Raw genomic sequence first — 23,573 nt, 5'->3', positions numbered from 1 at the left:
TGGGATGTCCCCGACCGCCTACGACCCTACCTCCCTGACGCTCCCGGAGTGACATCGAGTGCCCCATACACGGCAGGGCGGTCCGTACCCACCAGTAGGGGTACGGACCGCCCGGGCTCGACGCCCTTGTTCGCCCCTGTCAGCCGCGCAGAGCCGCCAGGGCCTTGCCGAGCAGGGCCGTTCGGTCGGCGGCCGCGGTGACGTGCTCAAGGCCGAAGCCGAGCAGCACGGTGTCACGCGTGGTGACCGCTCCGTACGTCTTGAAGAGTTCGCCGGACAGGCCCCAGTCGTTCACGACCGCGGGGCTGCCCGCGGGCGGCCCGGGGACGCTCCAGGCGCCGAGCGACGTCTCGAAGCCGTCGGTCTGGCCGGCCGTGCCGCCGACGACGACGGAGGCGTTGTCGGCGAGCACACCGTGGCCGCCCGTTCCCGGGTCGGTGATGTAGCTCAGCGACACCTCCACCGTCTTTCCGGCGTACGCGGAGAGATCGAAGTCGACCTCCTGCCAGCCGTCGGAGGCCCCGGTGAAGCTGTTCCAGGCACCGCTCGTGCCGGTCGCGGCGCAGCCGGCGGAGCCCGGGGTCAGATAGCGCTTGAGGGCGGGGTGCGCCTGGATGAAGTACCCGGCCTCGCACTCCACGGGAACCGCGGTGCTGGTGGCGCCGCCCTTCTCGGGGAGCGTCGTCCAGTCGTCGGCCCCGGCCGTGTGCGCTTCGAGCGCCGCGTGGTCGTAGCCGGCCTCGGTGTCCCACAGGAGCTGCGTGCGCAGGGTGGGCGCCTGGGCCGCGGTGACCCCGGTGAGGTCGATGGTGCGGGTGAGGCGGTTCCACGCGAAGTCGGAGTGCGTGACCGCCGCCATGGACGTGCCCGCGTACGGTCCGTACGGGTTGACGGTCCCCGGGTACGCTCCCGCTCCCGCGCTCGCGAACTGCGGGAACGTCTCGACGGGCAGCGTGTCCGAGGTGACGCTGTAGGCGCCCGCCGCGTTCAGCGGGTTGCCGGGTGCGCCGCCGAGCGGTCCGGTGGCGCCGGCGAGCTTGCCGGAGCCGGTGAAGGACGTGACGCCCGGTGTCGTCGTACGGGAGTAGGCGCCGAGGTAGTACTGGCTGAAGTCGTTCGTCAGGGCGCCCGGCAGTGCGACGTTGCCGCCCGCCTGCTCGCCCGCCTCGATCAGCTTGCCGCCCTCGTTGAGGTAGGCGCGCAGCTGCAGCTGGGTGGCGTACCCGGGGCGGTCGGCGCCCGTGTAGTGGACGACGTCCTTGAAGTGGCCGAGGACGCCGAGCGCGTCGGGCACGCCCTGGGTGGCGACGTCCCAGACGAGCGGCTTGCGGCCGTTGGCCTTCAGGGCGTCGACGTAGGCCTGTGCCTGCGTCGCGGCGGCGGCACCCTCCTCGGCGACCACCAGCGTGTCGGCGCGCGGCCGCTGGGCCACGGTGTAGGTGAAGCGCTCACTGGAGGTGGGCTTCCCGCTCTTCGTCTCGCCGGTGAACCAGACCTCGACCTTGTCGCCGGGGTCGCCGTCCGCCACGAAGGCGCGGTACTCGTCGAAGTAGAGGTTGTCCTCGCCTCCGAAGGTCTCGCCGCCCTTCCAGGGCTTGAGCGCCATGTCCTCCGTACGGCCGCCGTTGACGCGGTACCTGAGCTCCTTGTCGCGTACGGACTTGCGGGCGACGACCGTGATCTCCTGGTCGGCGCCGCGGGAGTACGACGTGGTGAAGGGGGCCGGGGTGAAGTCGGGGGCGTCGACGCCGACCGAGGACTTCGGCTGGTCGGGCTTGGCGGCGCTCTCGGCGACGGAGAGCGCGAAGGGGATGTTCTTGGCGAACTCCTGCTGGATCAGCTTCTCGTCGTCCGGGAAGGTGAAGATCGACTCGCAGTCCACCGCGTTCCAGGCGTCGTTCGGGTCGACGTTCGACGCGGTCTGGCAGGTCGACATCTCGGGGGTGAACATCGCCGTGCCGTTGACGTTGGACGCGTGGCCGTCGGCCTCGCCGTTGGTCGTGTAGAGCTCGGAGGAGACCTGCGGGCGGTAGCCGGGGATCGCCGGGTTCTCGGGGGTCCCGGCGAGCGACTTGTAGAGCACGTCGTCCGGGCTCGGTGTCGCCACCTGCCAGCCGACTCCGTAGAGGATCAGTTCGGCGGCGGAGTGGTAGTTGATGCCGTAGTCGAAGCCGATGCGCTTCTCGAAGGCGTCCAGCGCCTTGGTCTCGGGCTCGGAGCCGGGGCTCGCGCCGCGGTAGGTCTGGCTGGTCGGGTACGGGGACGAACCCTCGTCGTCGTAGCCCCACTTGTAGGAGAAGTTGCGGTTGAGGTCGACGCCGTCACCGGTGGTCCAGGCGCCGTCGCCGTTGATGTCGCGCATGTTCTTGCGCCACTGGCGGTCGCCCTCGGCCTTGAACGTCCAGTCGTAGCCGTCCGGGTTGGCGGACAGGACGAACCACAGCTCGGTGGAGTTCACGAGCTTGGTGACGCGCTGGTCCTTGCCGTAGTTGTCCAGGTAGTAGTGCATCAGGCGCCGGGTCATCTCCGGCGTGATCCACTCACGGGCGTGCTGGTTGGACATGTACAGCATGGAGGGCTTGGCGCCGTCCTTGGTCGTCTTGGCGCCCTTGCTGAGCTTGAGGGCCAGGATGTCCTGCCCCTGGAGGGTCTTGCCGATGGAGACGACCTTCGTCAGGGACGGGTTCTGCTGCCCGGTCCTGAGGATCTCCTCCTGGAGGTTGCCCTTGCCGCTGTAGGGCCGGTAGACGCCGTCCCCCGCGGCGGCCACGCGCGCGCGTGCCTTGGCCGAGAGCTTGTGCTCGGCGAGGTCGACGCCCTTCTTCTCCAGCTGGTCGGCCTGCTTGTCGGTGAGGTAGACCTCGACCGTGGCCGTGCCCTTGGCCGGGACCTGTTCGCCCAGTTCGTGACTGTCCTGGCCCGCCGCGAGGAGCAGGGGTACCTGTTCCTTCGTGACGTCCGCGCGGAACACCTTGACCTCGTCCGCGCCCGGGGCCGTCGCGGCGCCGGGTTCTGCCTGTGCCATGGGTGCGATGGCCACTCCGCCGATCAGGAGTGCGCCGGCAGCGAGGATCGATCTCGCTCTTCGTCTCATGAGCCCCCCTTGCAGTTGTCCGCCACAGCAGCGAACAGATGCCAGGCTCATGACACTTCATGGTCAAGTCAAGAGCGCATCGACGACAGCGAAACGCCGGTGCGGTTGCCCCAAATGGGCGCACGCACCGGCGTGTTGAGGATCGGGGCGGCTTCCCCGGCATCGGCGGGCACCGGGGACGGGCCCGCGGACCGGCCCGGGGAGCCGCGGCGCCCTACGGCCGCGGCGATTTCCGTGGCTCGGCCCGCAACCTTCTCCGTGACTCGGCCGACGACGACCTCCGTGGTTCGCCCCGCGGTGACCTCCGTGGTTCAACCCGCGGCGACCTCCAGGCTTCAGCCCGTGACGATCTCCGTGGTTCGACCCGCGACGACCTCCGTGGTTCAACCCGCGACGACCTCCGTGGTTCAGCCCACGGCGATCTCCGTGGTCAGCCCGCGAGGTTGTCGGCCATCTCCTCGGTGAGCGTGGACTCCGTCCCCGGGATGCCGAGGTCCTGGGCCCGCTTGTCGGCCATGGCGAGCAGCCGGCGGATCCGGCCCGCTACGGCGTCCTTGGTCAGCGGCGGGTCGGCGAGCGCTCCCAGCTCCTCCAGGGAGGCCTGCTTGTGCTCCATGCGCAGCCGTCCGGCGGCGGCGAGGTGCTCCGGGACCTCCTCGCCGAGGATCTCCAGGGCGCGCCCGACGCGGGCCCCGGCGGCGACGGCCGCGCGGGCCGAGCGGCGCAGGTTGGCGTCGTCGAAGTTGGCGAGCCGGTTGGCGGTGGCGCGGACCTCGCGGCGCATCCGCCGCTCCTCCCAGGCCAGCACGGACTCGTGGGCGCCGAGGCGGGTGAGGAGGGCGCCGATGGCGTCCCCGTCCCGGACGACGACCCGGTCCACGCCCCGTACCTCGCGGGCCTTCGCGGCGATCGAGAGGCGGCGGGCGGCGCCGACCAGCGCGAGCGCGGCCTCCGGGCCCGGGCAGGTCACCTCCAGGGAGGACGAGCGGCCGGGCTCCGTGAGCGAGCCGTGGGCCAGGAAGGCCCCGCGCCAGGCGGCCTCGGCGTCGCAGGTGGCCCCCGAGACCACCTGCGGCGGCAGACCCCGGATCGGGCGCCCCCGGCCGTCCACCAGCCCCGTCTGACGGGCCAGCTGGTCACCGCCCGCGACCACCCGTACGACGTAACGGGAGCCGCGGCGCAGACCGCCCGGAGCCATCACGATCAGCTCGGAGCTGTGGCCGAAGATCTCCAGGATGTCCCGCTTCAGCCGGCGCGCCGCCATCGCCGTGTCCAGCTCCGCCTCGATCACGATGCGGCCGCTCACCAGGTGAAGGCCGCCCGCGAACCGCAGGATGGCGGAGACCTCCGCCTTTCTGCAGCAGGTCCGGGTGACGGGAAGCCGGGAGATCTCGTCCTTCACCGCTGCCGTCATCGCCATGGGCCGATCCTTCCATGCATCCGAAAAATACGGTCGTACGCGGCGGCCAACAGCTCCGGATCGTGCCTCGGAGACCCATCGGGCCGGGCCACGGGCGCCAGCTCGACCGCGGCGCCGAACCGCTTGGCGGCATCGGTCAGTAAATCGCGGTCGGGCACGGCGGCCTCGTCGGCCAGCACCACGTCCAGGGCGAGTTTAGGGGCGTGTCGTCCCAAAACCTCCAAATGACGCTGCGGGGAGAAGCCATCGGTTTCTCCGGGCTGCGGAGCGAGATTCAGGGAGAGGACCCGGCGGGCCTTCGTCTCGGTGAGCGCGTCGAGCAGCTCGGGCACGAGCAGGTGCGGGATCACCGAGGAGAACCAGGAGCCGGGGCCGAGGACCACCCAGTCCGCGTCGAGGACCGCCGCGACGGCCTCGGGGACGGCCGGCGGGTCGTGCGGCACGACGTGCACGGACTGCACCTCGCCGGGCGTGAGCGCCACGGTCGCCTGGCCTCGGACGGTGTCGATGTCCTCGGGCCGCTCCGGGTCGTGGCCCTTGACGAGCGCCTGGAGCTCCAGGGGCACGGCGGACATGGGCAGCACCCTGCCGTGCGCGCCCAGCAGCCTGCCGACCAGGTCGAGGGCCTGGACGTGGTCGCCGAGCTGCTCCCAGAGGGCGACGATCAGCAGATTGCCGACCGCGTGCTCGTGCAGCTCGCCCTTGGACTGGAAGCGGTGCTGGATGACACGCGCCCAGGTCTGGCCCCAGTCGTCGTCGCCGCACAGCGCGGCCAGCGCCTTGCGCAGGTCGCCGGGCGGAAGCACGCCCAGCTCGTCGCGCAGCCGGCCGCTGGAGCCGCCGTCGTCGGCGACCGTGACGACCGCCGTGAGGTCGCCGGTGATGCGGCGCAGCGCGGCGAGCGAGGCGGACAGGCCCATGCCGCCGCCGAGCGCGACGACCTTGGGCTGGGCGCCACGGCGGCGCGGCTTGGCGCCACGGCCCTCGACGGGCTTGCCCCCGCGTGCCTCGGGGGCCATCCGCCGCAGCCTGCTCAGCCGCGGACTACGTCCTGTCATTCTCGGCCCATGTCCCGGTGGACGACGACCGTCTCCACTCCCTCGGACACCAGACGGGCGGCGAGCTTCTCCGACATGGCGACGGAGCGGTGCTTGCCGCCGGTGCAGCCGACCGCGATGGTCACGTATCGCTTGCCCTCGCGGCGGTAGCCGGTCTGGATGAGGCGCAGCAGCTCGGCGTACCGGTCGAGGAACTCCTTGGCGCCGGGCTGGTTGAAGACGTACGCGGCCACCTCCTCGTTCAGGCCGGTGTACTGGCGCAGCTCCGGGACCCAGTGCGGGTTGGGCAGGAACCGCATGTCCACGACCAGGTCGGCGTCGACCGGCAGGCCGTACTTGAAGCCGAAGGACATGACGGTGGCCCGCAACTCGGGCTCCTCCTCGCCCGCGAACTGGGCGTCCATCTTGGCGCGCAGCTCGTGCACGTTCAGGCTGGAGGTGTCGATCACCAGGTCCGCGTCGCCGCGCAGCTCGCGCAGCAGTTCGCGCTCGGCGGCGATGCCGTCGACGATGCGGCCGTCGCCCTGGAGGGGGTGCGGGCGCCGCACTCCCTCGAAGCGGCGCACCAAGGCGTCGTCCGAAGACTCCAGGAAGACGATGCGCCGGGTGACGTGCTTGGTCTCCAGGTCCGCGAGGGACTCGCGCAGGTTGTCGAAGAATCGCCGTCCGCGGACGTCCACGACGACCGCGATCCGCGCCACGTTCCCCTGCGAGCGGGCGCCGAGCTCCACCATGGTGGGGATCAGCGCGGGCGGCAGGTTGTCGACGACGAACCAGCCGAGGTCCTCCAGACACTTGGCGGCGGTGGACCGGCCCGCGCCCGACATCCCGGAGATGATCACCAGCTCCGGAATGGCCGCCTCGGGGACGCCGGGCGTCTCGATGGTCGTGCCCGTGTTCACTTCCGCTCCGTCTTCCTGTGCCGCTTCACCGGCTTCTTGGCCGACTGTCCCGCCGGCCGCTTCCTGTCGCGTCCGATCCTTGCCTGCTTCGCTGTGCGATGCCTCTGTTTCGGCCGTGTGCGGTTCCCCGGTTCCGGCCGCGGGCGGTTGGGTCTCCGCCGCGCGCCCTGCCGAGGGTTCTTCCTGCTCGTGCTCGGTCATCTCTCCTGCCCCCGTCGTTCGTCAGAGGTGCCCGCGGACACGGGCTCCCCCGCGGAACCCTCCGTCGTTTCGGATTCCGCGTCTGTCTCGTATTCCTCTTCTTCCATGATCTCTCCAGTCGCGGTGTTCACGGCGGGTGCCGCCGGGACCGCCTGGGCGAAGGCCACGGCGATCGACTCGGCCGTCTTGCGGCCTATGCCGGGAACCTCGCAGATCTGGTCGATTGTCGCGGACCGCAGCTTCTTCACCGAGCCGAAATGCTTGATCAACGCCTGTTTGCGCGTCTCACCGAGGCCCGGCACGTCGTCCAGCGGGCTCGCCCTGAACCGCCGGGCCCGCTTGGTGCGCTGGTAGGTGATCGCGAAGCGGTGCGCCTCGTCGCGCACACGCTGAAGAAGATAGAGCCCTTCACTGGTACGTGGCAGCACCACCGGGTCGTCCTCGCCGGGTACCCAGACCTCTTCGAGGCGCTTGGCCAGGCCGCACACGGCGATGTCGTCGATACCCAGCTCGTCCAGCGCCCGCTGGGCGGCGGCGACCTGCGGCTGTCCGCCGTCGACGACGACCAGCTGCGGGGGGTACGCGAACCGCTTGGGCCGCCCGTCCTCCTCGGTGAGCCCGGTCTCGCCGTCGGCCCACTCGCCGGTCTTCTCCTTCTCGGCGAGGTATCGCCTGAAGCGGCGGGTGATCACCTCGTGCATGGACCGGACGTCGTCCTGGCCCTCGAAGCCCTTGATCTGGAAGCGGCGGTACTCGCCCTTGCGCTGCAGCCCGTCCTCGAAGACGACCATCGACGCCACGACGTCGTCGCCCTGGAGGTGCGAGATGTCGTAGCACTCGATCCGCAGCGGCGCGCTGCCCAGGTCGAGCGCCTCGGCGATCTCCTCCAGGGCCCGGGAGCGGGTGGTGAGGTCCGAGGCCCGCTTGGTCTTGTGCAGGCCGAGCGCCTGGAGCGCGTTGCGCTGGACCGTCTCCATGAGGGCCTTCTTGTCGCCGCGCTGCGGGATCCGCAACGACACGTTCGACCCGCGGCGCTCGGCGAGCCACTCCTGGACGGGCTCCACGAGTTCGGGCAGCGCCGGGACGAGCACCTCCTTCGGTACGGAGTCGCCGGTCTCCTCTCCGTAGAGCTGCTGCAGCGCGTGCTCGACCAGGTCACCCGTGGTGACGGCCTCGACCTTGTCGGTGACCCAGCCGCGCTGGCCGCGGACCCGGCCGCCGCGCACGTGGAAGATCTGCACGGCCGCTTCGAGCTCGTCCTCGGCGAGCGCGATCAGGTCGGCGTCCGTCGCGTCGGCGAGCACGACGGCGCTCTTCTCCATGGCCTTCTTGAGGGCCTCGATGTCATCGCGCAGGCGGGCGGCCCGCTCGTACTCCATCTCCTCCGCCGCGTCCGTCATCCGGCGCTCCAGGCGGCGGATGTACGTCCCCGTGCGGCCGGCCATGAAGTCGCAGAACTCCTCGGCGAGTTCGCGGTGCTCCTCGGGGGAGACGCGCTCGACGCAGGGGGCGGAGCACTTGCCGATGTAGCCGAGCAGACAGGGGCGGCCGGTCCGCTCGGCGTTCTTGAACACGCCCGCGGAGCACGTCCGTACGGGGAAGACGCGCAGGAGGAGGTCCACCGTGTCGCGGATCGCCCACGCGTGTCCGTAGGGCCCGAAGTAGCGCACGCCCTTCTTCTTCTGGCCGCGCATCACCTGCACGCGCGGGAACCGCTCGTTCATGGTGACCGCGAGATACGGATAGCTCTTGTCGTCGCGGTACTTGACGTTGAACCGGGGGTCGAACTCCTTGATCCAGGAGTACTCCAGCTGCAGCGCCTCGACCTCCGTGGACACCACCGTCCACTCCACGGACGCGGCCGTGGTGACCATCGTGCGCGTGCGCGGGTGGAGGCCGGAGAGGTCCTGGAAGTAGCTGGCCAGGCGCTGGCGCAGGCTCTTCGCCTTCCCGACGTAGATCACCCGGCGGTGCTCGTCGCGGAATTTGTAGACCCCCGGCGAGTCGGGGATCTGTCCCGGCTTGGGGCGGTAGCTGGAGGGGTCGGCCATGTCTCACACCCTACTGGCGGGGTGTGACACCACGGATGCCGTGCCGGACACCCCGCGCCTCTCGACCCGCCCCGTAAGGGGCGCGGGGAACTGCGCGACAAGCCACGAACCACCCGCAGATCGCACACGACCCTTCCCGCGGAGCGGGTCAGCGTGACTCCAGGAACGTGAGCACCGCCCGCACCCGCCGGTGATCGTCCGCGGCCTCCGGCAGGCGCAGCTTGCCGAGAATGCTGCGGACGTGCTTCTCGACCGTGCCCTCGGTCACCCACAGACGCCGGCCGATGCCGGCGTTCGAGCGGCCCTCGGCCATGAGTTCCAGGACCTCCCGCTCCCGGGTGCTGAGGAAGGACAGCGGATCGTCCCGGCGCTGGGCCGAGACCAGCTCCCGCACCAGGGAGGGGTCGACGACCGAGCCGCCCTTGCGGATGCGGTCCAGGGCCTCGATGAACTCGTCCACGACCGTGACCCGGCTCTTCAGCAGATAGCCGATCCGCCGCCCGCTCGCGAGCAGCTCCAGGGCGTCCTCGACCTCCACGAAGGCGGACAGCACGAGGATGCCGAGGTCGGGATACCGCTCGCGGATACCCCGGGCCGCCTTCAGCCCCTCCGTGGAGTGGGTGGGCGGCATCCTGATGTCGACGATCACCAGGTCCGGCACATGCTCGGCGACCAGTTCCAGGAGTGCGTTCGCGTCGCCTGCCTGGCCCGCCACCTGGTAGCCGAGGCGCTCGCAGAGGCTGGCCAGACCCTCTCTGAGCAGGACGTCGTCGTCGGCCAGGACGACTCTCCCGCGCGCGCGTGGCTGTGCTGCGTCCATGGTGTTCCCCGTCCGCTCGGCCGACCGGTGCGGTGCGCGTCTGCGGTACGCCTCCAACAGCCTGCCGGACATGGCCGGTTACGGCTAGCCGCAGGTGGGCAATGGTGGAGAACCGGAAGCCGTTTCGGGGGCTGGCCGTGACGACACGAAGACAGTTCGAGGGAATGCTCGTAGCAGTGCAGATGCAGGTGGGCCGCCGCCCCGGGCGAGGGGCGGCGGGCCGATGACCGAAAGGCTGCGGAAGATGCGACAGACACGGATCGAAAAGCGACGGCGGTCGGTCCGTGTGCGGCCGTACGAGGACGAGTTCTCCCCGTACGGGGACGAGGAGCGGTACGCGGACGGCCTGCTGTCCGGTCTCGACCCCCGCGACCCCGACATCGTGCGCGCCAAGCGCCTGCGGTCGACACCGAACGGCGGGACGCCCCGCCCCTGAAGCCGGACGGCCGCCGCACTGTCCGTGCAGAGCGCCCGGAGCGTACGTACGTCAGGAGTCCAGGACTCCCCCTCGCTGGACCTCCGGCACTGCGTGCGTTCCGGGCCGTCACGTGTCCGGGGACGGCCGCCGTCGGTCCGGAGACAGCCGCCGTAAGTCCGGAGACGACCGCCGGTCACGCCGGAGACGACTGTCGACCGGTCGGGAGACGACCGCCGGTCTGTCCCGGGAGGGCCGCCGGTCTGTCCCGGGAGGGCCGCCGGTCAGTCCCGGGAGGCCCGTCGGTCAGTCCAGGGAGCCCCGCCGATCAGTCCAGGGAGGGCCGCCGGTCACTCCGCGGCGGACCGCGGCACGGGCAGCCGTGCGATCAGCGTGGTCCCTCTGCCCGGCGGGCTTCTGACGGTCAGACGGCCGCCGGTCGCCTCGACCCGGTCGGTGAGCCCGATCAGCCCTGAGCCGCCGCCCGGTTCGGCTCCCCCGACCCCGTCGTCGCCGATGACGACCTCCAGTACGTCCTCGTACACCCTCGCCCGGACCTCGACCACCGTCGCGCGCGCGTGCTTGGCGGCGTTGGTGAGGCACTCGGAGGTCACGTAGTAGACGGCCACCTCGGTCTGTTCCGGGAGACGGGCCCCCGGCAGCTCCAGATCCAACTCCACGGGCACGGCGGAACGCCTGGCCAGGGCGCGCAGGGCGGGGCCGAGGCCGCCCTTGGAGAGGATCGCCGGATGGATGCCCCGGGAGATCTGCAGCAGGTCCTCGAAGGCGTCGTCCAGGCCCTTGCCGATGTGCGACAGCTGCTCGACGAGCTCGGCCGGCTGGTCCTCCGTCATGGACTCGGCCATCCGCAGGTCCAGCTGGAGCGAGACGAGACGCTGCTGGACGCCGTCGTGCAGATCGCGCTCGATGCGCCGCCGGGACGCGTCACCGGCGGCCACCACGCGCGCGCGTGAGGCGGCCAGTTGGGCGCGGCTGTCGGCGTTCGCGATGGCGGTGGCGATGAGTTCCGTGAAGTCGGCGAGGCGCGACTCGGTGCCCCTGGGCAGCGGTTCGGGCTGCGAGGCGGACACGACGACGGCCCCCCACAGGCGGTCGTCGACGACGATCGGCGCCCCCACGGAACGGCCGACGCGGGCCGCGCGCCCGGTCGCGGCCACCGCCCGCGCCGCCTCCTGGCCCTCCGCCGCGCCCGTACGGGCCGAGCCGAGGACGGTGGCGGCGCCGTCGGCCTCGTACCGCAGGACGGCCGCGGAGCCCGTGCTCAGCAGCAGTCCCACCTCGTGCGCGACGGCCGTGAACACCTCGTGCGGCGGGACGCCGCGGGCCACCAGGGTGGCGACGCTGCGCAGCGCGGCCTGTTCGCGGGCGGCGCGGCGGCTCTCGGTGACGTCGCGGGCGGCGGCGTAGATGAGGCCCTCCTCGATGACGGGACGGCAGCTCCACTGGAGCCAGCACTCGGTGCCGTCGCCGCGTACGTAGCGGTTCTCGAACTCGACGACCTCGGCGCCGGTCGCCAGCCGGTCGAGGATGGCCTGGACGCGGTCCCGGTCCTCCACGTGCACGAAGTCGAGGTACGGCCGCGACAGCAGGGTGCTGCCGGGGTAGCCGAGGGTTCTCTCGAAGGCCGGGTTCACGCGCTTGAAGTAGCCGTCGAGACCGCTGATGCACAGCAGGTCCAGGGAGAGGTTGAAGATGCTCTCCAGCTCCTGTTCGGCCTTGTCACGCCGTCCGTGGGCGGCGGCGAAGGACGCCATGGTGGCGTTCATGCCGCGCAGCAGCTGCGCCCAGGTCCCGCCGAAGGCCGCGACGTCGGCCCGGTGTTCGAGCCTGTTGTCGTCGATCGCGGTGTTCATGGTGCGGATCTCGGCGGCGAACCGCTCGCTGGTCACGTGGAGTTCGCGAAAGGTGTCGGCCACGTCGCCGATCTCGTCGCGTCCCGTGTAGCGGATGTCGTACGACAGGTCGCCGTCGGCGAGTGCCTTGGCGCCCTCGGACACCTCGGTGAGGGGGCGGTTGATCGAGCGGCGCAGGGCCAGCGCGAGGAGGGTGACGGCGAGAAGGACCACTACGGAGAGGCCCAGTTCGCGTTGGCCACGGTCCTGCACGGCCCGCAGATCACGGTCGGCGGCGGCCGCCAGTTCGTCCTGGGCGGCGTCCGCGATCGCGCGCAGGGCGGTGAGGCGGCCTGTTGACGCGGCCAACCAGCTGTCCAGGGAGGGCAGTTTCGCGGTGTCGCCGACGGCGAGGGCCTCGCGCGTGGCCCGGACCGTACGGCCCGCGGACTGGAGCAACACGCCCGACAGCCGCACCTTGAGCCGCCCCGAGACGTTCTGCCGGAAGGTGTCGAGCTGGGCGGCCTCCAGTGCCTGCCAGGGGTCGCCGGTGGCACCGGGGGCGTTCCCGGGGCCGTTCGCGAACAGGACGGCCAGGTCCGCGCGTTCGCGCTCGGCGGCCTCGATGGCCTCCAGTGCGGCCAGATAGCCGTCGGCGGCACGGCCGGAGGCCCGTGAGGGGCGGCCCGAGTCGAGGTGGTGGACGGTGTTGAGCAGATCGTTCGTGAGGCTCGCGTACGTCTGCTCGGTCTCCGTCGCGGTGAACGAGCCGCTGCCCGCCTCCACTCTGGCCGCGAAGAGCTGCCGTCTCTTCGCGTCGAGCCGTCCGAGGACGTCCGGCTGCCTGGTGCCGTCCGCGGCGCCGGCCCGCGCGGCGGTCAGTGCGGCGATCAGTGCCCGGTCCGTGGCGCGCCGGGCCGCGTCCCGTTCGGTTGTCACGCCCTGCCGGTCCGGGGCCGCCGCCACGAGGACCTCGGCGAGGCGTTCGCGGGCCAGGGCCTCGGTGAGCGCGGTCAGGGCGAAGGAGACGCGCGTGGCGGTCCTGAAGTCCCGCAGGGTGCGTGCCTCGCGCCAGTCGGTCACGGCCGAGAAGACCGTGAAGGCGAGGAGCCCGGAGACCGGCAGCAGCACCAGCAGCATGAGCTTGGTGCCGACGCGCAGCCGGGCGAGCAGCGGGGTCCCGGCGCGCGGGCGCCCGGCCGGTCCGGGCCGTTCCGTCTGGTCCGCCCGTCCCGTCCGTCCGTTCCGTCTGGTCCGTCCGGGCCCCCGCAGGCGGAGACGGTCGCCGCGTGCACCGGCGGATCTCCGTGCGATGCCAGGCTGCCTTCGTTCGGCGTCCGCGGGCCCGCGTACACCGCCCGGAGTGCGCCGCCTGCCGGTTCTCATGGCCCGGCCGACGGGTAACCCTGGTGGTCGGCCAGGTCCTTGTCGATCCGGCGGACCGCCTTGTCCAGGGCGGCCTTCACCGGGGCCTGTCCGAGCATGATCTCCGCGAAGGCCCGCGAGAAGGCGATGCTGACCGCCGGATAGGCCGGGGTCTGCGACCGGGGCCGCGCGACCCCGCTCTTCAGCTGCTCGATGAACAGGCGCTCGGCACCGCCCTCGGCGAACCTCGGCGAGAGTTCGACGGCACTGTCCGTCGCCGGGATCGCCCCGTTGGCCCGGCTCATGCGCAGGACCTCCCGGGGCTTCAGGAGGTACGCGAGGAACCGCCAGACCGCGTCCCCGTCGACGGCGCCCGCCGTGACGCCCCACTGCCAGGAGCCCATCCCGGTGACGGTTCCCCTGCCGAAGTCGGGCAGCGGAACGATCTTCACGTCGTCCGGGAACGCCTTGCTGAACTCCGGGTACGTCCAGTGCCCCACCCAGGAGATGGGGCTGCGTCCCTTGGTGAAGGCCTTGTCGTCCTTGTTCGGGTCGACCAGCCCCTCCTTGACCCAGCTCTGGAGGGTGGTCATCGCCCCCACCGCCTCGGGCCCGTTGAGGAAGCCCTCCGCCGTCCGCAGGTCCCGGGGGTCGATGAGGTCGCCGCCGGCCGACCAGACGGCGGGCGCGAACCCGTACGTGTTCCACTCCTGGCCCGAGAGCGCGTAGTTGAGACGCAGGTCGAGGGGCTTTTCGTAGCCCTCCTTGCGCAGTTTCCGCAGGATGCCGGTCAGCTCGGTGGCCGTCCAGGCGTCGTCCGGGCCGCTCGGGACGCGGATGCCGGCCTTTTTCAGGACGGAGGGGCGTACGTAGAGGCCGAGCCCGGAGTCGAAGGTGCCTACGCCCCACAACCGGCCCTCGTAGGTGCCCTGTTTGCGGATCGAGGGCAGAAGATCGGCCTTCACCGCCTCGGGCACACAGGAGTCGATCGGCTTGAGCTTGCCCGACCAGGCGTAGTTGTAGAGGTTCGGGCCGTCGAAGTCGAGCAGGTCGGGCAGTTCGCCGCTGGCGGCCGCCGAGACGACGAGTTCGTCGTACGGACGCTCTTCGGGGAGCGTGATCAGCTCCACCCGTACGTCCTTCTGTGCGGCGTTGAAGTCCTTGACCTGGCCGCGCAGTGTGTCGAGTTCTCCGCTCGGTCCCGCGTGGAACCACACGGTGATGTCGGTGGTGCCTTCGAGCCTGCCGTCGCACGTGGTGTCGCCGCGCTGTGCGGTGCGCCCGCCCTCGTCCCCGCCCCCGTCGCAGCCGACGACGACCAGGGCCGCGGACAGCGCTCCCGCGAGGACCACGCGGCGCGTTCGGTGCGTCCCGGCTTTCCTGTTGAGCTTCCTCATCGCGCACCCCCACCAGACCGACGGGACACCGTCACTCCAGGGCAGCGACATGCTACCGCGCGTCACCCGGCACTGCGCTCCGTCAGCGCGAACGAAGTTTCCCGGCATGGGACTTCAGCACTTTCCGGCTAGCCGGAAAGCCAACCCGGCAGCCCGTTGGGAAGCTGTCCGCATGTCCATGCGCTGTCTCATCGTCGATGACAGCGCCCGGTTCCTGGAGGCCGCGCGCGCCCTGCTGGAGCGCGGCGGGGTCCGGGTCGTCGGCGTCGCCTCGACGGGCGCGGAGGCGCTCACGCGCGCGCGGGACCTCGCCCCGGACGTCGCCCTCGTCGATCTCGACCTGGACGGCGAGAACGGCCTCGACGTGGCGGGGCTCCTCGCGGACGCCGTGCCCGCCGTGATCCTCATCTCGACGCACTCCCTGGAGGACTTCCAGGAGTTGGTGGCGGACAGCCCCGCCCGCGGCTTCCTGCCCAAGTCGGCGCTGTCGGCACGGACGATCCGGGACCTGCTGGAGCCCTGAGGCCTACTCCCTGACCGAGGCGGCCGGACGCCCTGACCGAGGTGGCGGGGAGCGCGTACGGACAGCGAGGTTGCGCACCAGGTGTTGTCCGGGCCTGATCAACACGCTTCAATGCGGGGTGACTTGGGGCGGGCGCCGCCGCACAGGGACGCGAACGTCCCCCGCACGCCGACCGTGTGGCCCCTCCGACCAGCACGAACGGCCCGACCAGCCGTTGCGAGCACTCACAGAAAGGCCCCTGAATGCGGGACGGCACACAACACGCGGACGATGCCACGGCGGAGCTGGAGACGGCCCTGCGGGGCGGCCCCTTCCATGTCGCCCTGCGCGCCGCGATCGCCACCCGTGGGCTGCCGCTGCAACGCGTCCAGCACCATCTGACGCGGTACGGGGTCAAGGTCGGCGTGACGAGCCTGAGTTACTGGCAGCAGGGCGCCCGGCGTCCACAGCGTCCCGAGTCGCTGCGGGCCGTGCGCGCCCTGGAGGAGATACTCCAGCTGCCGGACGAGTCACTGATCCGGCTGCTCGCGAAGGCCGACGAGCGCCCCGAGGCGGAGCGCGCCGCAGCCCGCTCATACCGCTCCCTGGTGGAGGCCTCCGGCGCCCTGGAGAAGCTGCTGGCCGAGCTGGACTCACCGCTCGACGGCGGACTGCACACCATCGGCCACCACGAGCGCGTACGGATCGGGACCCGGCGCGAACTGCTGGGCCGCGACTCCCAGCACATCGTGCGCGCCCACAAGGAGGGCATCGACCGCTTCGTCGCCATCCACCACGGCGACCCGGGATGCGACCCGGAGCGCATGGCGGTGCACGCCCTGGAGAACTGCCGCACGGGACGCGTCCGCTGGCACCACGACACCGGTGTCCTCGTCGCCGAGCTGCTCTTCGACACGCGGCTGCGCGCGGGCGACACCTTCCTGTTCCGCTACGGCGTCGAGGACGGCACGGCCGGCGCGTGCGGTGAGTACGTCCGCGGGTTCGGCTTCTCCGGCGGGCAGTACGCCCTCCAGGTGCGCTTCGCCGAGAACACGCTGCCCGTGCGCTGTCACCGGTTCACTCAGCACTCTGCCGCGGCACCACGGAGCGGCCGCCAGGAGCTGGCACTGAGCGACCCCCACCGGTCGGTCCACGTGGTGGAGCAGCGGGTGCGGTCGGGGATCGTGGGGATCGGGTGGGACTGGGAGTGAGGGGCGGCCCCCGGAGCTCTTGACGTAAACGCTTACGTAAGCGTTTACGTCTCCCTCGGCATCGGGTACGGTCCGATCCGGGACGGCGTCCGACGTGGGCGTCGGCGAGGGCGAGGGAGGGCTCATCCATGGCGACCATGGTCGACGTGGCCCGGAGCGCGGGCGTGTCCGTCGCGACGGTCTCGCACGTACTCAACGACACCCGCCCGGTGCGGCCGGCCACCCGTCAGGCCGTGCTCGACGCCATCGACGAACTCGGCTACACGCCCAACACCCTGGCCAGATCCCTCGTCACCTCGCGCACCCGGTCGATCGGGCTCGCGGTGTCGGCGATCAGCAACCCGTACTTCACGGAGATCCTGCAAGGCGTGGAGGCCGGCGCCCTGGAGCGCGGCTACAGCCTGCTCATCGCGGACCCGCACGACGATCCGGTGCATGAGCGCAAGGTCGTCCAGCTGCTGCACGAGCGGCGCGTGGACGGCATGCTCGTCGCGCCGTCCGCGCGTCCGGAGGAGTTGCTCGGCTATCTCGGGCGGCACGACGTACCGACGGTGTTCCTGGACCGGCTGGTCGTCGGTGACCGGACGCCACCCGGTTTCGCCTTCGACCAGGTCTGCGCGGAGAACGCCGAACCCGTCACGCTCCTGGTCAGGCATCTCGCCGAGCTCGGTCACAAGAGGATCGGCCTGGTCGCGGGCCTGCCCGGGCTCAGCACGACGAGTGAGCGGATCTCCGGTTACCGGCACGGCCTGGCGTACGCGGGACTCCCGTACGACGAGCGGCTCGTGGTCCCCGGCAACTCCGAGGCGGCGGGCGCCGAGCGCGCGACCGACGCCCTGCTGTCCCTCCCGGCGCCGCCGACGGCACTGGTCACCGCCAACAACGCGATGACCATCGGCGCGCTGCGGGCCGTGCGCGAGAGGGGCCTGTCCGTGCCCGGCGACCTGGCCCTGTGCTGCTTCGACGACTTCTCCTGGGCGGACCTCTTCTCGCCCCGGCTGACCGCGATCTCCCAGCCCAGCAAGGAGATCGGTGCCCAGGCCGTACGGCTGCTGCTCGACCGGCTGGACTCCCCCGGCCGCGAGGCCCGTACGGTCCGGCTGCCCTCCGCGTTCGTGCACCGCACCTCGTGCGGCTGCCCCGAGAAAGGATCCGACTCGTGATCGTCGTCGCCGGTGAGGCCCTGATCGATCTGGTGCCGCGTGAGGCGGGCGCGCTCGCGGGGCTCGACCCGCGGCGCGGCGGCGGCCCCTACAACACGGCGGTGGCGCTGGGGCGGCTCGGCTCCCCCGCGGCCTTCTGCTCGCGGGTCTCCGAGGACGCCTTCGGCGAGGCCCTGGTCGGCGGACTGCGCGAGGCCGGCGTCGGGGTCTCGTCCGTGCAGCGGGGTGCCGAGCCGACGACCCTCGCCGTCGCGTCGATCGGCGCGGGCGGTTCGGCCCGTTACTCCTTCTACGTCGAGGGCACCGCGGACCGGCTGTTCTCGGCGCCCTCCCAACTCCCGGACGGGACAAGGGCGGTGTCGTTCGGCACCTGTTCGCTCGTGCTGGAGCCGGGCGCGACCGCGTACGAGGAGCTGATGCGGATCGCGTCCGCGCAGGGTGTGTTCACCGCGCTCGACCCCAATATCCGCTCGGTGCTGATCCCGGACGCGGACGCCTACCGGGCCCGGTTCAAGAGCTGGCTGCCGTCGGTGTCGCTGCTCAAGCTCTCCGAGGAGGACGCGGAGTGGCTCGGCAGCACTCCGCGCGAGTGGCTGGCCTCGGGCCCCTCCGCCGTGGTCGTCACGCGGGGCGGCGACGGGCTGACCGCCTTCACCCGTGACGGCGCGGAGTACGCCGTGCCGGGCGAACCCGTCGACGTGGTGGACACGATCGGCGCGGGCGACACAGTGAACGCGGCGCTGCTGCACGGCCTCGCCGCCCGTGACGCGCTCTCCGGGCCGGCGCTGGCGGGTCTGGGCGCCGACGGCTGGACCGAGCTGCTGCGGTTCGCCGCCCGGGCCGCGGCGATCACCTGCTCACGGGCGGGCGCTGAGCCGCCGTACGCGCATGAGTTGGGTGCCTTCTAGAGAAGGCCGGAGGGGCAGAGCGCCGGAGGAGCCGAGGCTCGGCGAGACACGGGCAGCCGGTCGGCTTCGGGGCGGGCGACGAGGTCGGTCCGGGTGTGACGGGCCGAGCGGCAACGCGCCACGCCCCGGGGTGAGTTCCCATGGAGCGCGGCGCGTTGTGCGTGGGCCGCGGAGCCGTCTCAGGCCTTGCGGGCCCTCGTCGTCTTCTTCGCCGGGGTCGCCTTCTTCGTGACCGCGGCCGCCTTCTTGGTCGCCGTGTTGTTGGCGGCCTTTTCGGTGGTGGCCTTGGGGGTGGTCCTGGTGGTGGCGGTCTTGGCGGTGGCGGTCTTGGCCGTCGCCGTCCTCTTCGCCGTCGACCTGGCGGCCACCGCCTTCTTGGCGGCCGCCTTGCGCGGGGCCTTCACCTCCGAGGCGTCGCTGACGCGCTCGGCGCCCAGGACCTCTCGCAGGAACTTGCCCGTGTGGCTGGCCGGAACCCCGGCGACCTCCTCGGGTGTGCCCTCCGCGATGACGAGGCCACCGCCGCCACCGCCCTCGGGGCCCATGTCGACGACCCAGTCGGCGGTCTTGATGACGTCGAGGTTGTGCTCGATGACGATGACCGTGTTGCCCTTGTCGACCAGGCCGGACAGCACGGTGAGCAGCTTGCTGATGTCCTCGAAGTGCAGACCGGTGGTCGGCTCGTCCAGGACGTACACCGTGCGTCCGGTGGAGCGCTTCTGGAGCTCGCTGGCGAGCTTCACGCGCTGGGCCTCACCACCGGACAGGGTGGTCGCGGACTGACCGAGGCGGACATAGCCGAGACCGACGTCGTTCAGCGTCCTGAGGTGGCGGGAGATCGCCGGGACCGCCTCGAAGAAGTGCATGCCTTCCTCGATCGGCATGTTCAGGATGTCGGCGATGGACTTGCCCTTGTAGTGGACGTCCAGGGTCTCCCGGTTGTAGCGGGCTCCGTGGCAGACCTCGCACGGGACGTACACGTCCGGGAGGAAGTTCATCTCGATCTTGATCGTGCCGTCGCCCGAGCAGTTCTCGCAGCGGCCGCCCTTGACGTTGAAGGAGAAGCGGCCGGGCAGGTAGCCGCGGACCTTCGCCTCGGTCGTCTCGGCGAACAGCTTGCGGACGTGGTCGAAGACTCCGGTGTACGTCGCCGGGTTCGACCGGGGGGTGCGGCCGATGGGCGACTGGTCGACGTGCACGACCTTGTCGACGAGGTCGTCGCCGTCCACGCGCGTGTGCCGCCCGGGAACACTTCTGGCGCCGTTCAGCTCGCGGGCCAGGTGCGTGTACAGGATGTCGTTGACCAGCGTGGACTTGCCGGATCCGGAGACTCCCGTGACGGCCGTGAGGACGCCGAGCGGGAACGACACGTCGATGTCCTGGAGGTTGTTCTCACGGGCGCCGTGCACCGTGAGCTGCCGGGACGGATCGTGGGGGCGCCGGATGTCGGGCAGCGGGATGGCCTTCTTGCCGGACAGGTACTGACCGGTCTGCGACTCCTCGTTGGCGAGCAGTTCCTTCAGGGAGCCGCTGTGCACGACCTTGCCGCCGTGCTCGCCCGCGCCGGGGCCGATGTCGACGATCCAGTCGGCGACCTTGATGGTGTCCTCGTCGTGCTCGACGACGATGAGTGTGTTGCCCATGTCGCGCAGCCGGACCAGCGTCTCGATGAGCCGGTGGTTGTCGCGCTGGTGCAGGCCGATGGAGGGCTCGTCCAGCACGTACAGGACGCCGACGAGGCCCGAGCCGATCTGGGTCGCCAGGCGGATGCGCTGGGCCTCGCCGCCGGAGAGGGTGCCCGCGGCGCGGTTGAGCGACAGGTAGTCGAGGCCTACGTCGACCAGGAACCGCAGTCGTTCGTTGACCTCCTTCAGGACGCGCTCGGCGATCTTCTTGTCGCGGGCGTCGAGCCTCAGCTCGCCCAGGAAGTCCGCGCAGTCGCTGATGGACATGGCGGAGACCTCGGCGATCGACTTCTCCATGACCGTGACCGCGAGGACGACCGGCTTGAGGCGCGTGCCCTGACAGGTGGGGCAGGGCACCTCGCGCATGTAGCCCTCGAAGCGCTCGCGGCTCGCGTCGCTCTCGGCCTCGCTGTGCCGCCGCTTCACGAAGGGGACGGCGCCTTCGAAGGGCGTGGTGTAGACACGCTCTCTGCCGTACCGGTTCCGGTAGCGGACCTCGATCTGTGTCTTGTGTCCGTGGATCAGTGCCTTCTTGGCGCGCTGCGGAAGACCGGCGAAGGGGATGTCGGTCCGGAATCCCAACGCGTCCGCGAGGGCTCCGATGAGGCGTCCGAAGTAGTCCTTGGTGTGTCCGTGCGACCAGGGGTGGATGGCGCCCTCGTCGAGGGACTTGTCCTCGTCCGGGACGATCAGCTCCGGGTCGACCTCCATGCGCGTGCCGATGCCCGTGCAGTCCGGGCAGGCGCCGAAGGGCGAGTTGAAGGAGAAGGAGCGGGGCTCCAGCTCCTCGAAGGACAGGTCGTCGTACGCGCAGTACAGGTGCTCCGAGTACATGCGCTCGCGCTCGGGATCGTCGGCGGGGAGGTCGACGAAGTCCAGCACCACCATGCCGCCGGAGAGACCGAGGGCGGTCTCCACGGAGTCGGTCAGCCGACGCTTGGCGCCCTCCTTGACCGTGAGGCGGTCGATGACCACCTCGATGGTGTGCTTCTCCTGCTTCTTCAGCGTGGGCGGCTCGGTGAGCTGGATCGTCTCGCCGTCGACCCGGGCGCGGCTGTACCCCTTGGTCTGGAGATCGGAGAAGAGGTCGACGAACTCGCCCTTGCGCTCGCGCACCAGCGGCGACAGGACCTGGAAGCGGCTCCCCTCCGGCAGCTCCAGGACCTTGTCGACGATGGCCTGCGGCGACTGGCGCGTGATGGGGCGGCCGCACTCGGGGCAGTGCGGCTTGCCGATGCGCGCGAAGAGCAGACGCAGATAGTCGTAGACCTCGGTGATGGTGCCGACCGTCGAGCGCGGGTTGCGCGAGGTCGACTTCTGGTCGATGGAGACCGCCGGGGAGAGGCCTTCGATGAAGTCGACATCCGGCTTGTCCATCTGGCCGAGGAACTGCCGGGCGTACGAGGAGAGCGACTCCACATAGCGCCGCTGACCCTCGGCGAAGATCGTGTCGAAGGCCAGCGAGGACTTGCCCGACCCCGACAGGCCCGTGAAGACGATGAGCGAGTCGCGCGGGAGGTCGAGCGAGACATTCTTCAGATTGTGCTCGCGCGCTCCACGGACGATGAGACGGTCGGCCACGCCGGTCCGCACCTTTCTTGAGAGAAGTGACAGGGGCGAGGCCCCCGGCTTTTCAGACGACGGGGCCCCCGTCTTTTTCAGACTAGAGGGAGCCACTGACAGCGCCGGTCTGGTTTCCCTGCTTCACAACAATCCCGGGCCCTCCAGCATGCCCGACGCCGCACCCGACCATATAGCACGCGCATTCGATTTACGGCGGCCGTCCGCAACCTTCACCCAAACGTGTGGCGGGACTATCGTCGGGCCCATGAACGATCATGTGCGCGACCTGGCGTCTGTACGTGACGCGACCGAGCGGCTCCTCACCGCAGTCGGCAAACTGGACAACGCCTCCGTGGCCGAGCCGTCACGGCTGCCCGGCTGGAGCCGCGGCCACGTCCTGGCCCACCTGGCCCGCAACGCGGACGCCCTCGTGAACGTCCTCGAAGGCCGGCCGATGTACGTCTCCGGGGAGGCCCGGGACGCCGACATCGGGCGGGACGCCCCGCGTCCCCTGGAGACACAGCTCACCGACCTCCGCGAGAGCACGGCCCGCTTCCAGGAGACGGGAGCCGCGCCCGCGGACTGGTCCCGCACGGTGGAGCTGCGCAACGGCGTCACCGACTCGGCGTCCGGGGTGCCGTTCCGGCGGTGGATCGAGGTCGAGCTGCACCACGTCGATCTGGGGATCGGATACGACCTGGAGGACCTCCCGGAGGAGTTCGTGGAGCGCGAGATCGCCTTCCTCACGGACCGCTTCGCCGGACACCCCGAGGTGCCGCACACCCGCGTCACCGACGGCACGCGCGCGTGGAGCACGGGACACGTCTCCGGAGACGGCGCCCCGGAACGAGCGGTGGGCACCGAGGGCGGCGCGGAAGTGACCGTGACCGGCTCCGCACCCGCTCTCCTCGGCTGGCTCGCGGGCCGCCGCGACGGGTCCGCGCTGGGCGTCGACGGCGGTCCGCTGCCCGCACTCCCCCCGCTATAGGCTGGGCGTCATGACGTACAGCGGAGCGGTGACGGTCGGCGGCCCTGCGGATGTGCACGAGTTGCGGGACGTGATGATCTCCAAGGTCGCGGTCGGCCCGATGAACAACAACGCCTATCTGCTGCGCTGCCGGGCCACGGACGAGCAGTTGCTGATCGACGCGGCCAACGACGCCGGGACGCTGCTCACGCTGATCGGTGACGACGGCATCGCGTCCGTCGTCACCACGCATCAGCACGGCGACCACTGGCAGGCGCTCGCGGAGGTCGTGACGGCCACGGGCGCGCGCACGTACGCGGGACGGGACGACGCCGACGGCATCCCCGTACCGACGGACGTGCCGGTCCAGGACGGCGACACGATCCGGGTGGGACACGTGGAGCTGACCGCACGCCACCTGGTGGGGCACACGCCCGGCTCGATCGCCCTGGTCTACGACGACCCGCACGGCCACCCGCATGTGTTCACGGGGGACTGTCTCTTCCCGGGTGGTGTGGGCAACACACGTAAGGACGCGAAGGCGTTCGCCAGTCTGATCCACGACGTCGAGACGAAGATCTTCGACGTACTGCCGGACGAGACCTGGGTCTACCCGGGGCACGGCGACGACACGACGCTGGGCGCCGAACGTCCGCACCTGCCGGAGTGGCACGCGCGGGGTTGGTGAACCTCCAGGCACAGGCAACGGCGAACCATCGGGCCCCGGGCCGGAGTTGATGAGGCGTCCGATGTCGGGGGTGCGGTCCCCGGCCGTGCGCGCCGGTGTGCGCCCCGTGTGAACGGAGCGCACACTCCGGTGCCCCGCACGCGCTCCCGGCGCACGGGGAGCGCGCGGTCCACTGGTAGCTGGTCCCGCACAGGATGACGGCTCCTGCGCGGACGGGTCGCCGGCCTGTCGATCCCCGCCCTCGGCCGGCGGCCCCGCCCTGGCAGCGGTGGCCGACGTCCGGCGGCCACCGCCCAGGACCCCGTGACAC

Annotated in this window: 16 protein-coding genes; 7 read left to right on the top strand and 9 right to left on the bottom strand. The window is 71.1% G+C overall.

Features of this window, described 5'->3' with window-relative positions; genetic code table 11:
- Positions 1-139 precede the first annotated feature (139 nt).
- From ACIBEI_RS28250 to ACIBEI_RS28225, 6 genes are all read right to left on the bottom strand, one after another.
- Entirely contained in the window at positions 140-3,094 is a 2,955-nt protein-coding gene (locus ACIBEI_RS28250) for a M14 family zinc carboxypeptidase (RefSeq protein WP_398893050.1), read from the bottom strand.
- Positions 3,095-3,524: 430 nt separating this feature from the next.
- The gene (whiA, locus tag ACIBEI_RS28245; protein WP_055615083.1) at positions 3,525-4,514 is read right to left on the bottom strand and encodes a DNA-binding protein WhiA; all 990 of its coding nucleotides are present in this window, start codon (positions 4,512-4,514) and stop codon (positions 3,525-3,527) included.
- Positions 4,505-5,572, bottom strand: coding sequence for a uridine diphosphate-N-acetylglucosamine-binding protein YvcK (gene yvcK, locus ACIBEI_RS28240; protein ID WP_398893049.1), 1,068 nt, complete (start codon positions 5,570-5,572; stop codon positions 4,505-4,507). Before yvcK ends, whiA begins: the two co-directional genes overlap by 10 nt.
- Positions 5,569-6,675 carry an RNase adapter RapZ gene (gene rapZ / locus ACIBEI_RS28235; RefSeq protein WP_398893048.1) on the bottom strand — a complete coding sequence of 369 codons (1,107 nt, stop codon included), beginning with the start codon at positions 6,673-6,675 and terminating at the stop codon, positions 5,569-5,571. The genes yvcK and rapZ overlap by 4 nt, the downstream gene beginning before the upstream one ends.
- Complete coding sequence (gene uvrC / locus ACIBEI_RS28230; protein ID WP_398893047.1) at positions 6,672-8,726, bottom strand: excinuclease ABC subunit UvrC; 2,055 nt, start codon at positions 8,724-8,726, stop codon at positions 6,672-6,674. The genes rapZ and uvrC overlap by 4 nt, the downstream gene beginning before the upstream one ends.
- A 148-nt stretch (positions 8,727-8,874) precedes the next feature.
- Positions 8,875-9,546, bottom strand: a complete 672-nt coding sequence (locus tag ACIBEI_RS28225) for a response regulator (RefSeq protein ID WP_398893046.1) — start codon at positions 9,544-9,546, stop codon at positions 8,875-8,877.
- Between the two features lie 244 nt (positions 9,547-9,790).
- Between ACIBEI_RS28225 and ACIBEI_RS28220 the strand changes: the two genes are divergently transcribed.
- Entirely contained in the window at positions 9,791-9,982 is a 192-nt protein-coding gene (locus ACIBEI_RS28220) for a hypothetical protein (RefSeq protein ID WP_398893045.1), read from the top strand.
- A gap of 329 nt (positions 9,983-10,311) precedes the next feature.
- Here ACIBEI_RS28220 and ACIBEI_RS28215 read toward each other — a convergent pair whose 3' ends face one another.
- Together ACIBEI_RS28215 and ACIBEI_RS28210 are read right to left on the bottom strand one after the other, a co-directional pair.
- Complete coding sequence (locus ACIBEI_RS28215) at positions 10,312-12,954, bottom strand: PAS domain S-box protein (protein WP_398893044.1); 2,643 nt, start codon at positions 12,952-12,954, stop codon at positions 10,312-10,314.
- A gap of 242 nt (positions 12,955-13,196) precedes the next feature.
- Positions 13,197-14,576, bottom strand: a complete 1,380-nt coding sequence (locus ACIBEI_RS28210) for an ABC transporter substrate-binding protein (RefSeq protein WP_398893043.1) — start codon at positions 14,574-14,576, stop codon at positions 13,197-13,199.
- A gap of 172 nt (positions 14,577-14,748) precedes the next feature.
- Here ACIBEI_RS28210 and ACIBEI_RS28205 point away from each other — a divergent pair, with 172 nt between their 5' ends.
- The 4 genes from ACIBEI_RS28205 to ACIBEI_RS28190 all read left to right on the top strand — a co-directional run bounded on the left by ACIBEI_RS28205 (position 14,749) and on the right by ACIBEI_RS28190 (position 18,360).
- Positions 14,749-15,099 (top strand): response regulator transcription factor, encoded by a 351-nt coding sequence (locus tag ACIBEI_RS28205; RefSeq protein WP_398893042.1) that lies wholly within the window; start codon positions 14,749-14,751, stop codon positions 15,097-15,099.
- A 242-nt stretch (positions 15,100-15,341) separates the two neighbouring features.
- Complete coding sequence (locus ACIBEI_RS28200) at positions 15,342-16,289, top strand: hypothetical protein (RefSeq protein ID WP_398893041.1); 948 nt, start codon at positions 15,342-15,344, stop codon at positions 16,287-16,289.
- A gap of 128 nt (positions 16,290-16,417) precedes the next feature.
- Positions 16,418-17,452, top strand: a complete 1,035-nt coding sequence (locus ACIBEI_RS28195) for a LacI family DNA-binding transcriptional regulator (protein ID WP_398893040.1) — start codon at positions 16,418-16,420, stop codon at positions 17,450-17,452.
- Positions 17,449-18,360, top strand: a complete 912-nt coding sequence (locus tag ACIBEI_RS28190; protein WP_398893039.1) for a carbohydrate kinase — start codon at positions 17,449-17,451, stop codon at positions 18,358-18,360. The genes ACIBEI_RS28195 and ACIBEI_RS28190 overlap by 4 nt, the downstream gene beginning before the upstream one ends.
- Before the next feature lie 179 nt (positions 18,361-18,539).
- Here the strand turns inward: ACIBEI_RS28190 and uvrA are convergent, their stop codons facing one another.
- A complete protein-coding gene (gene uvrA / locus ACIBEI_RS28185; RefSeq protein ID WP_398893038.1) occupies positions 18,540-21,626 on the bottom strand; it encodes an excinuclease ABC subunit UvrA in 3,087 nt (1,028 codons plus the stop codon).
- 247 nt (positions 21,627-21,873) lie between these two features.
- Here uvrA and ACIBEI_RS28180 point away from each other — a divergent pair, with 247 nt between their 5' ends.
- The gene (locus tag ACIBEI_RS28180) at positions 21,874-22,596 is read left to right on the top strand and encodes a maleylpyruvate isomerase family mycothiol-dependent enzyme (RefSeq protein WP_398893037.1); all 723 of its coding nucleotides are present in this window, start codon (positions 21,874-21,876) and stop codon (positions 22,594-22,596) included.
- Positions 22,597-22,606: 10 nt separating this feature from the next.
- Positions 22,607-23,263, top strand: coding sequence for an MBL fold metallo-hydrolase (locus tag ACIBEI_RS28175; RefSeq protein ID WP_398893036.1), 657 nt, complete (start codon positions 22,607-22,609; stop codon positions 23,261-23,263).
- Positions 23,264-23,573 lie beyond the last annotated feature (310 nt).

Source organism: Streptomyces sp. NPDC050988, assembly GCF_044456225.1.
Lineage (GTDB): Bacteria > Actinomycetota > Actinomycetes > Streptomycetales > Streptomycetaceae > Streptomyces.
This window is presented reverse-complemented; position numbering and strand designations above follow the sequence as displayed.

What these genes read in the sequence shown, in the direction of transcription:
- ACIBEI_RS28210 (WP_398893043.1), bottom strand. Translation starts at nt 14,576, where the DNA reads ATGAGGAAGCTCAACAGGAAAGCCGGGACGCACCGAACGCGCCGCGTG.
- ACIBEI_RS28220 (WP_398893045.1), top strand. Translation starts at nt 9,791, where the DNA reads ATGCGACAGACACGGATCGAAAAGCGACGGCGGTCGGTCCGTGTGCGG.
- ACIBEI_RS28205 (WP_398893042.1), top strand. Translation starts at nt 14,749, where the DNA reads ATGTCCATGCGCTGTCTCATCGTCGATGACAGCGCCCGGTTCCTGGAG.
- rapZ (WP_398893048.1), bottom strand. Translation starts at nt 6,675, where the DNA reads ATGACCGAGCACGAGCAGGAAGAACCCTCGGCAGGGCGCGCGGCGGAG.
- ACIBEI_RS28195 (WP_398893040.1), top strand. Translation starts at nt 16,418, where the DNA reads ATGGCGACCATGGTCGACGTGGCCCGGAGCGCGGGCGTGTCCGTCGCG.
- ACIBEI_RS28225 (WP_398893046.1), bottom strand. Translation starts at nt 9,546, where the DNA reads ATGGACGCAGCACAGCCACGCGCGCGCGGGAGAGTCGTCCTGGCCGAC.
- ACIBEI_RS28175 (WP_398893036.1), top strand. Translation starts at nt 22,607, where the DNA reads ATGACGTACAGCGGAGCGGTGACGGTCGGCGGCCCTGCGGATGTGCAC.
- ACIBEI_RS28215 (WP_398893044.1), bottom strand. Translation starts at nt 12,954, where the DNA reads ATGCTGCTGGTGCTGCTGCCGGTCTCCGGGCTCCTCGCCTTCACGGTC.
- uvrC (WP_398893047.1), bottom strand. Translation starts at nt 8,726, where the DNA reads ATGGCCGACCCCTCCAGCTACCGCCCCAAGCCGGGACAGATCCCCGAC.
- yvcK (WP_398893049.1), bottom strand. Translation starts at nt 5,572, where the DNA reads ATGACAGGACGTAGTCCGCGGCTGAGCAGGCTGCGGCGGATGGCCCCC.
- ACIBEI_RS28200 (WP_398893041.1), top strand. Translation starts at nt 15,342, where the DNA reads ATGCGGGACGGCACACAACACGCGGACGATGCCACGGCGGAGCTGGAG.
- ACIBEI_RS28180 (WP_398893037.1), top strand. Translation starts at nt 21,874, where the DNA reads ATGAACGATCATGTGCGCGACCTGGCGTCTGTACGTGACGCGACCGAG.
- whiA (WP_055615083.1), bottom strand. Translation starts at nt 4,514, where the DNA reads ATGGCGATGACGGCAGCGGTGAAGGACGAGATCTCCCGGCTTCCCGTC.
- ACIBEI_RS28250 (WP_398893050.1), bottom strand. Translation starts at nt 3,094, where the DNA reads ATGAGACGAAGAGCGAGATCGATCCTCGCTGCCGGCGCACTCCTGATC.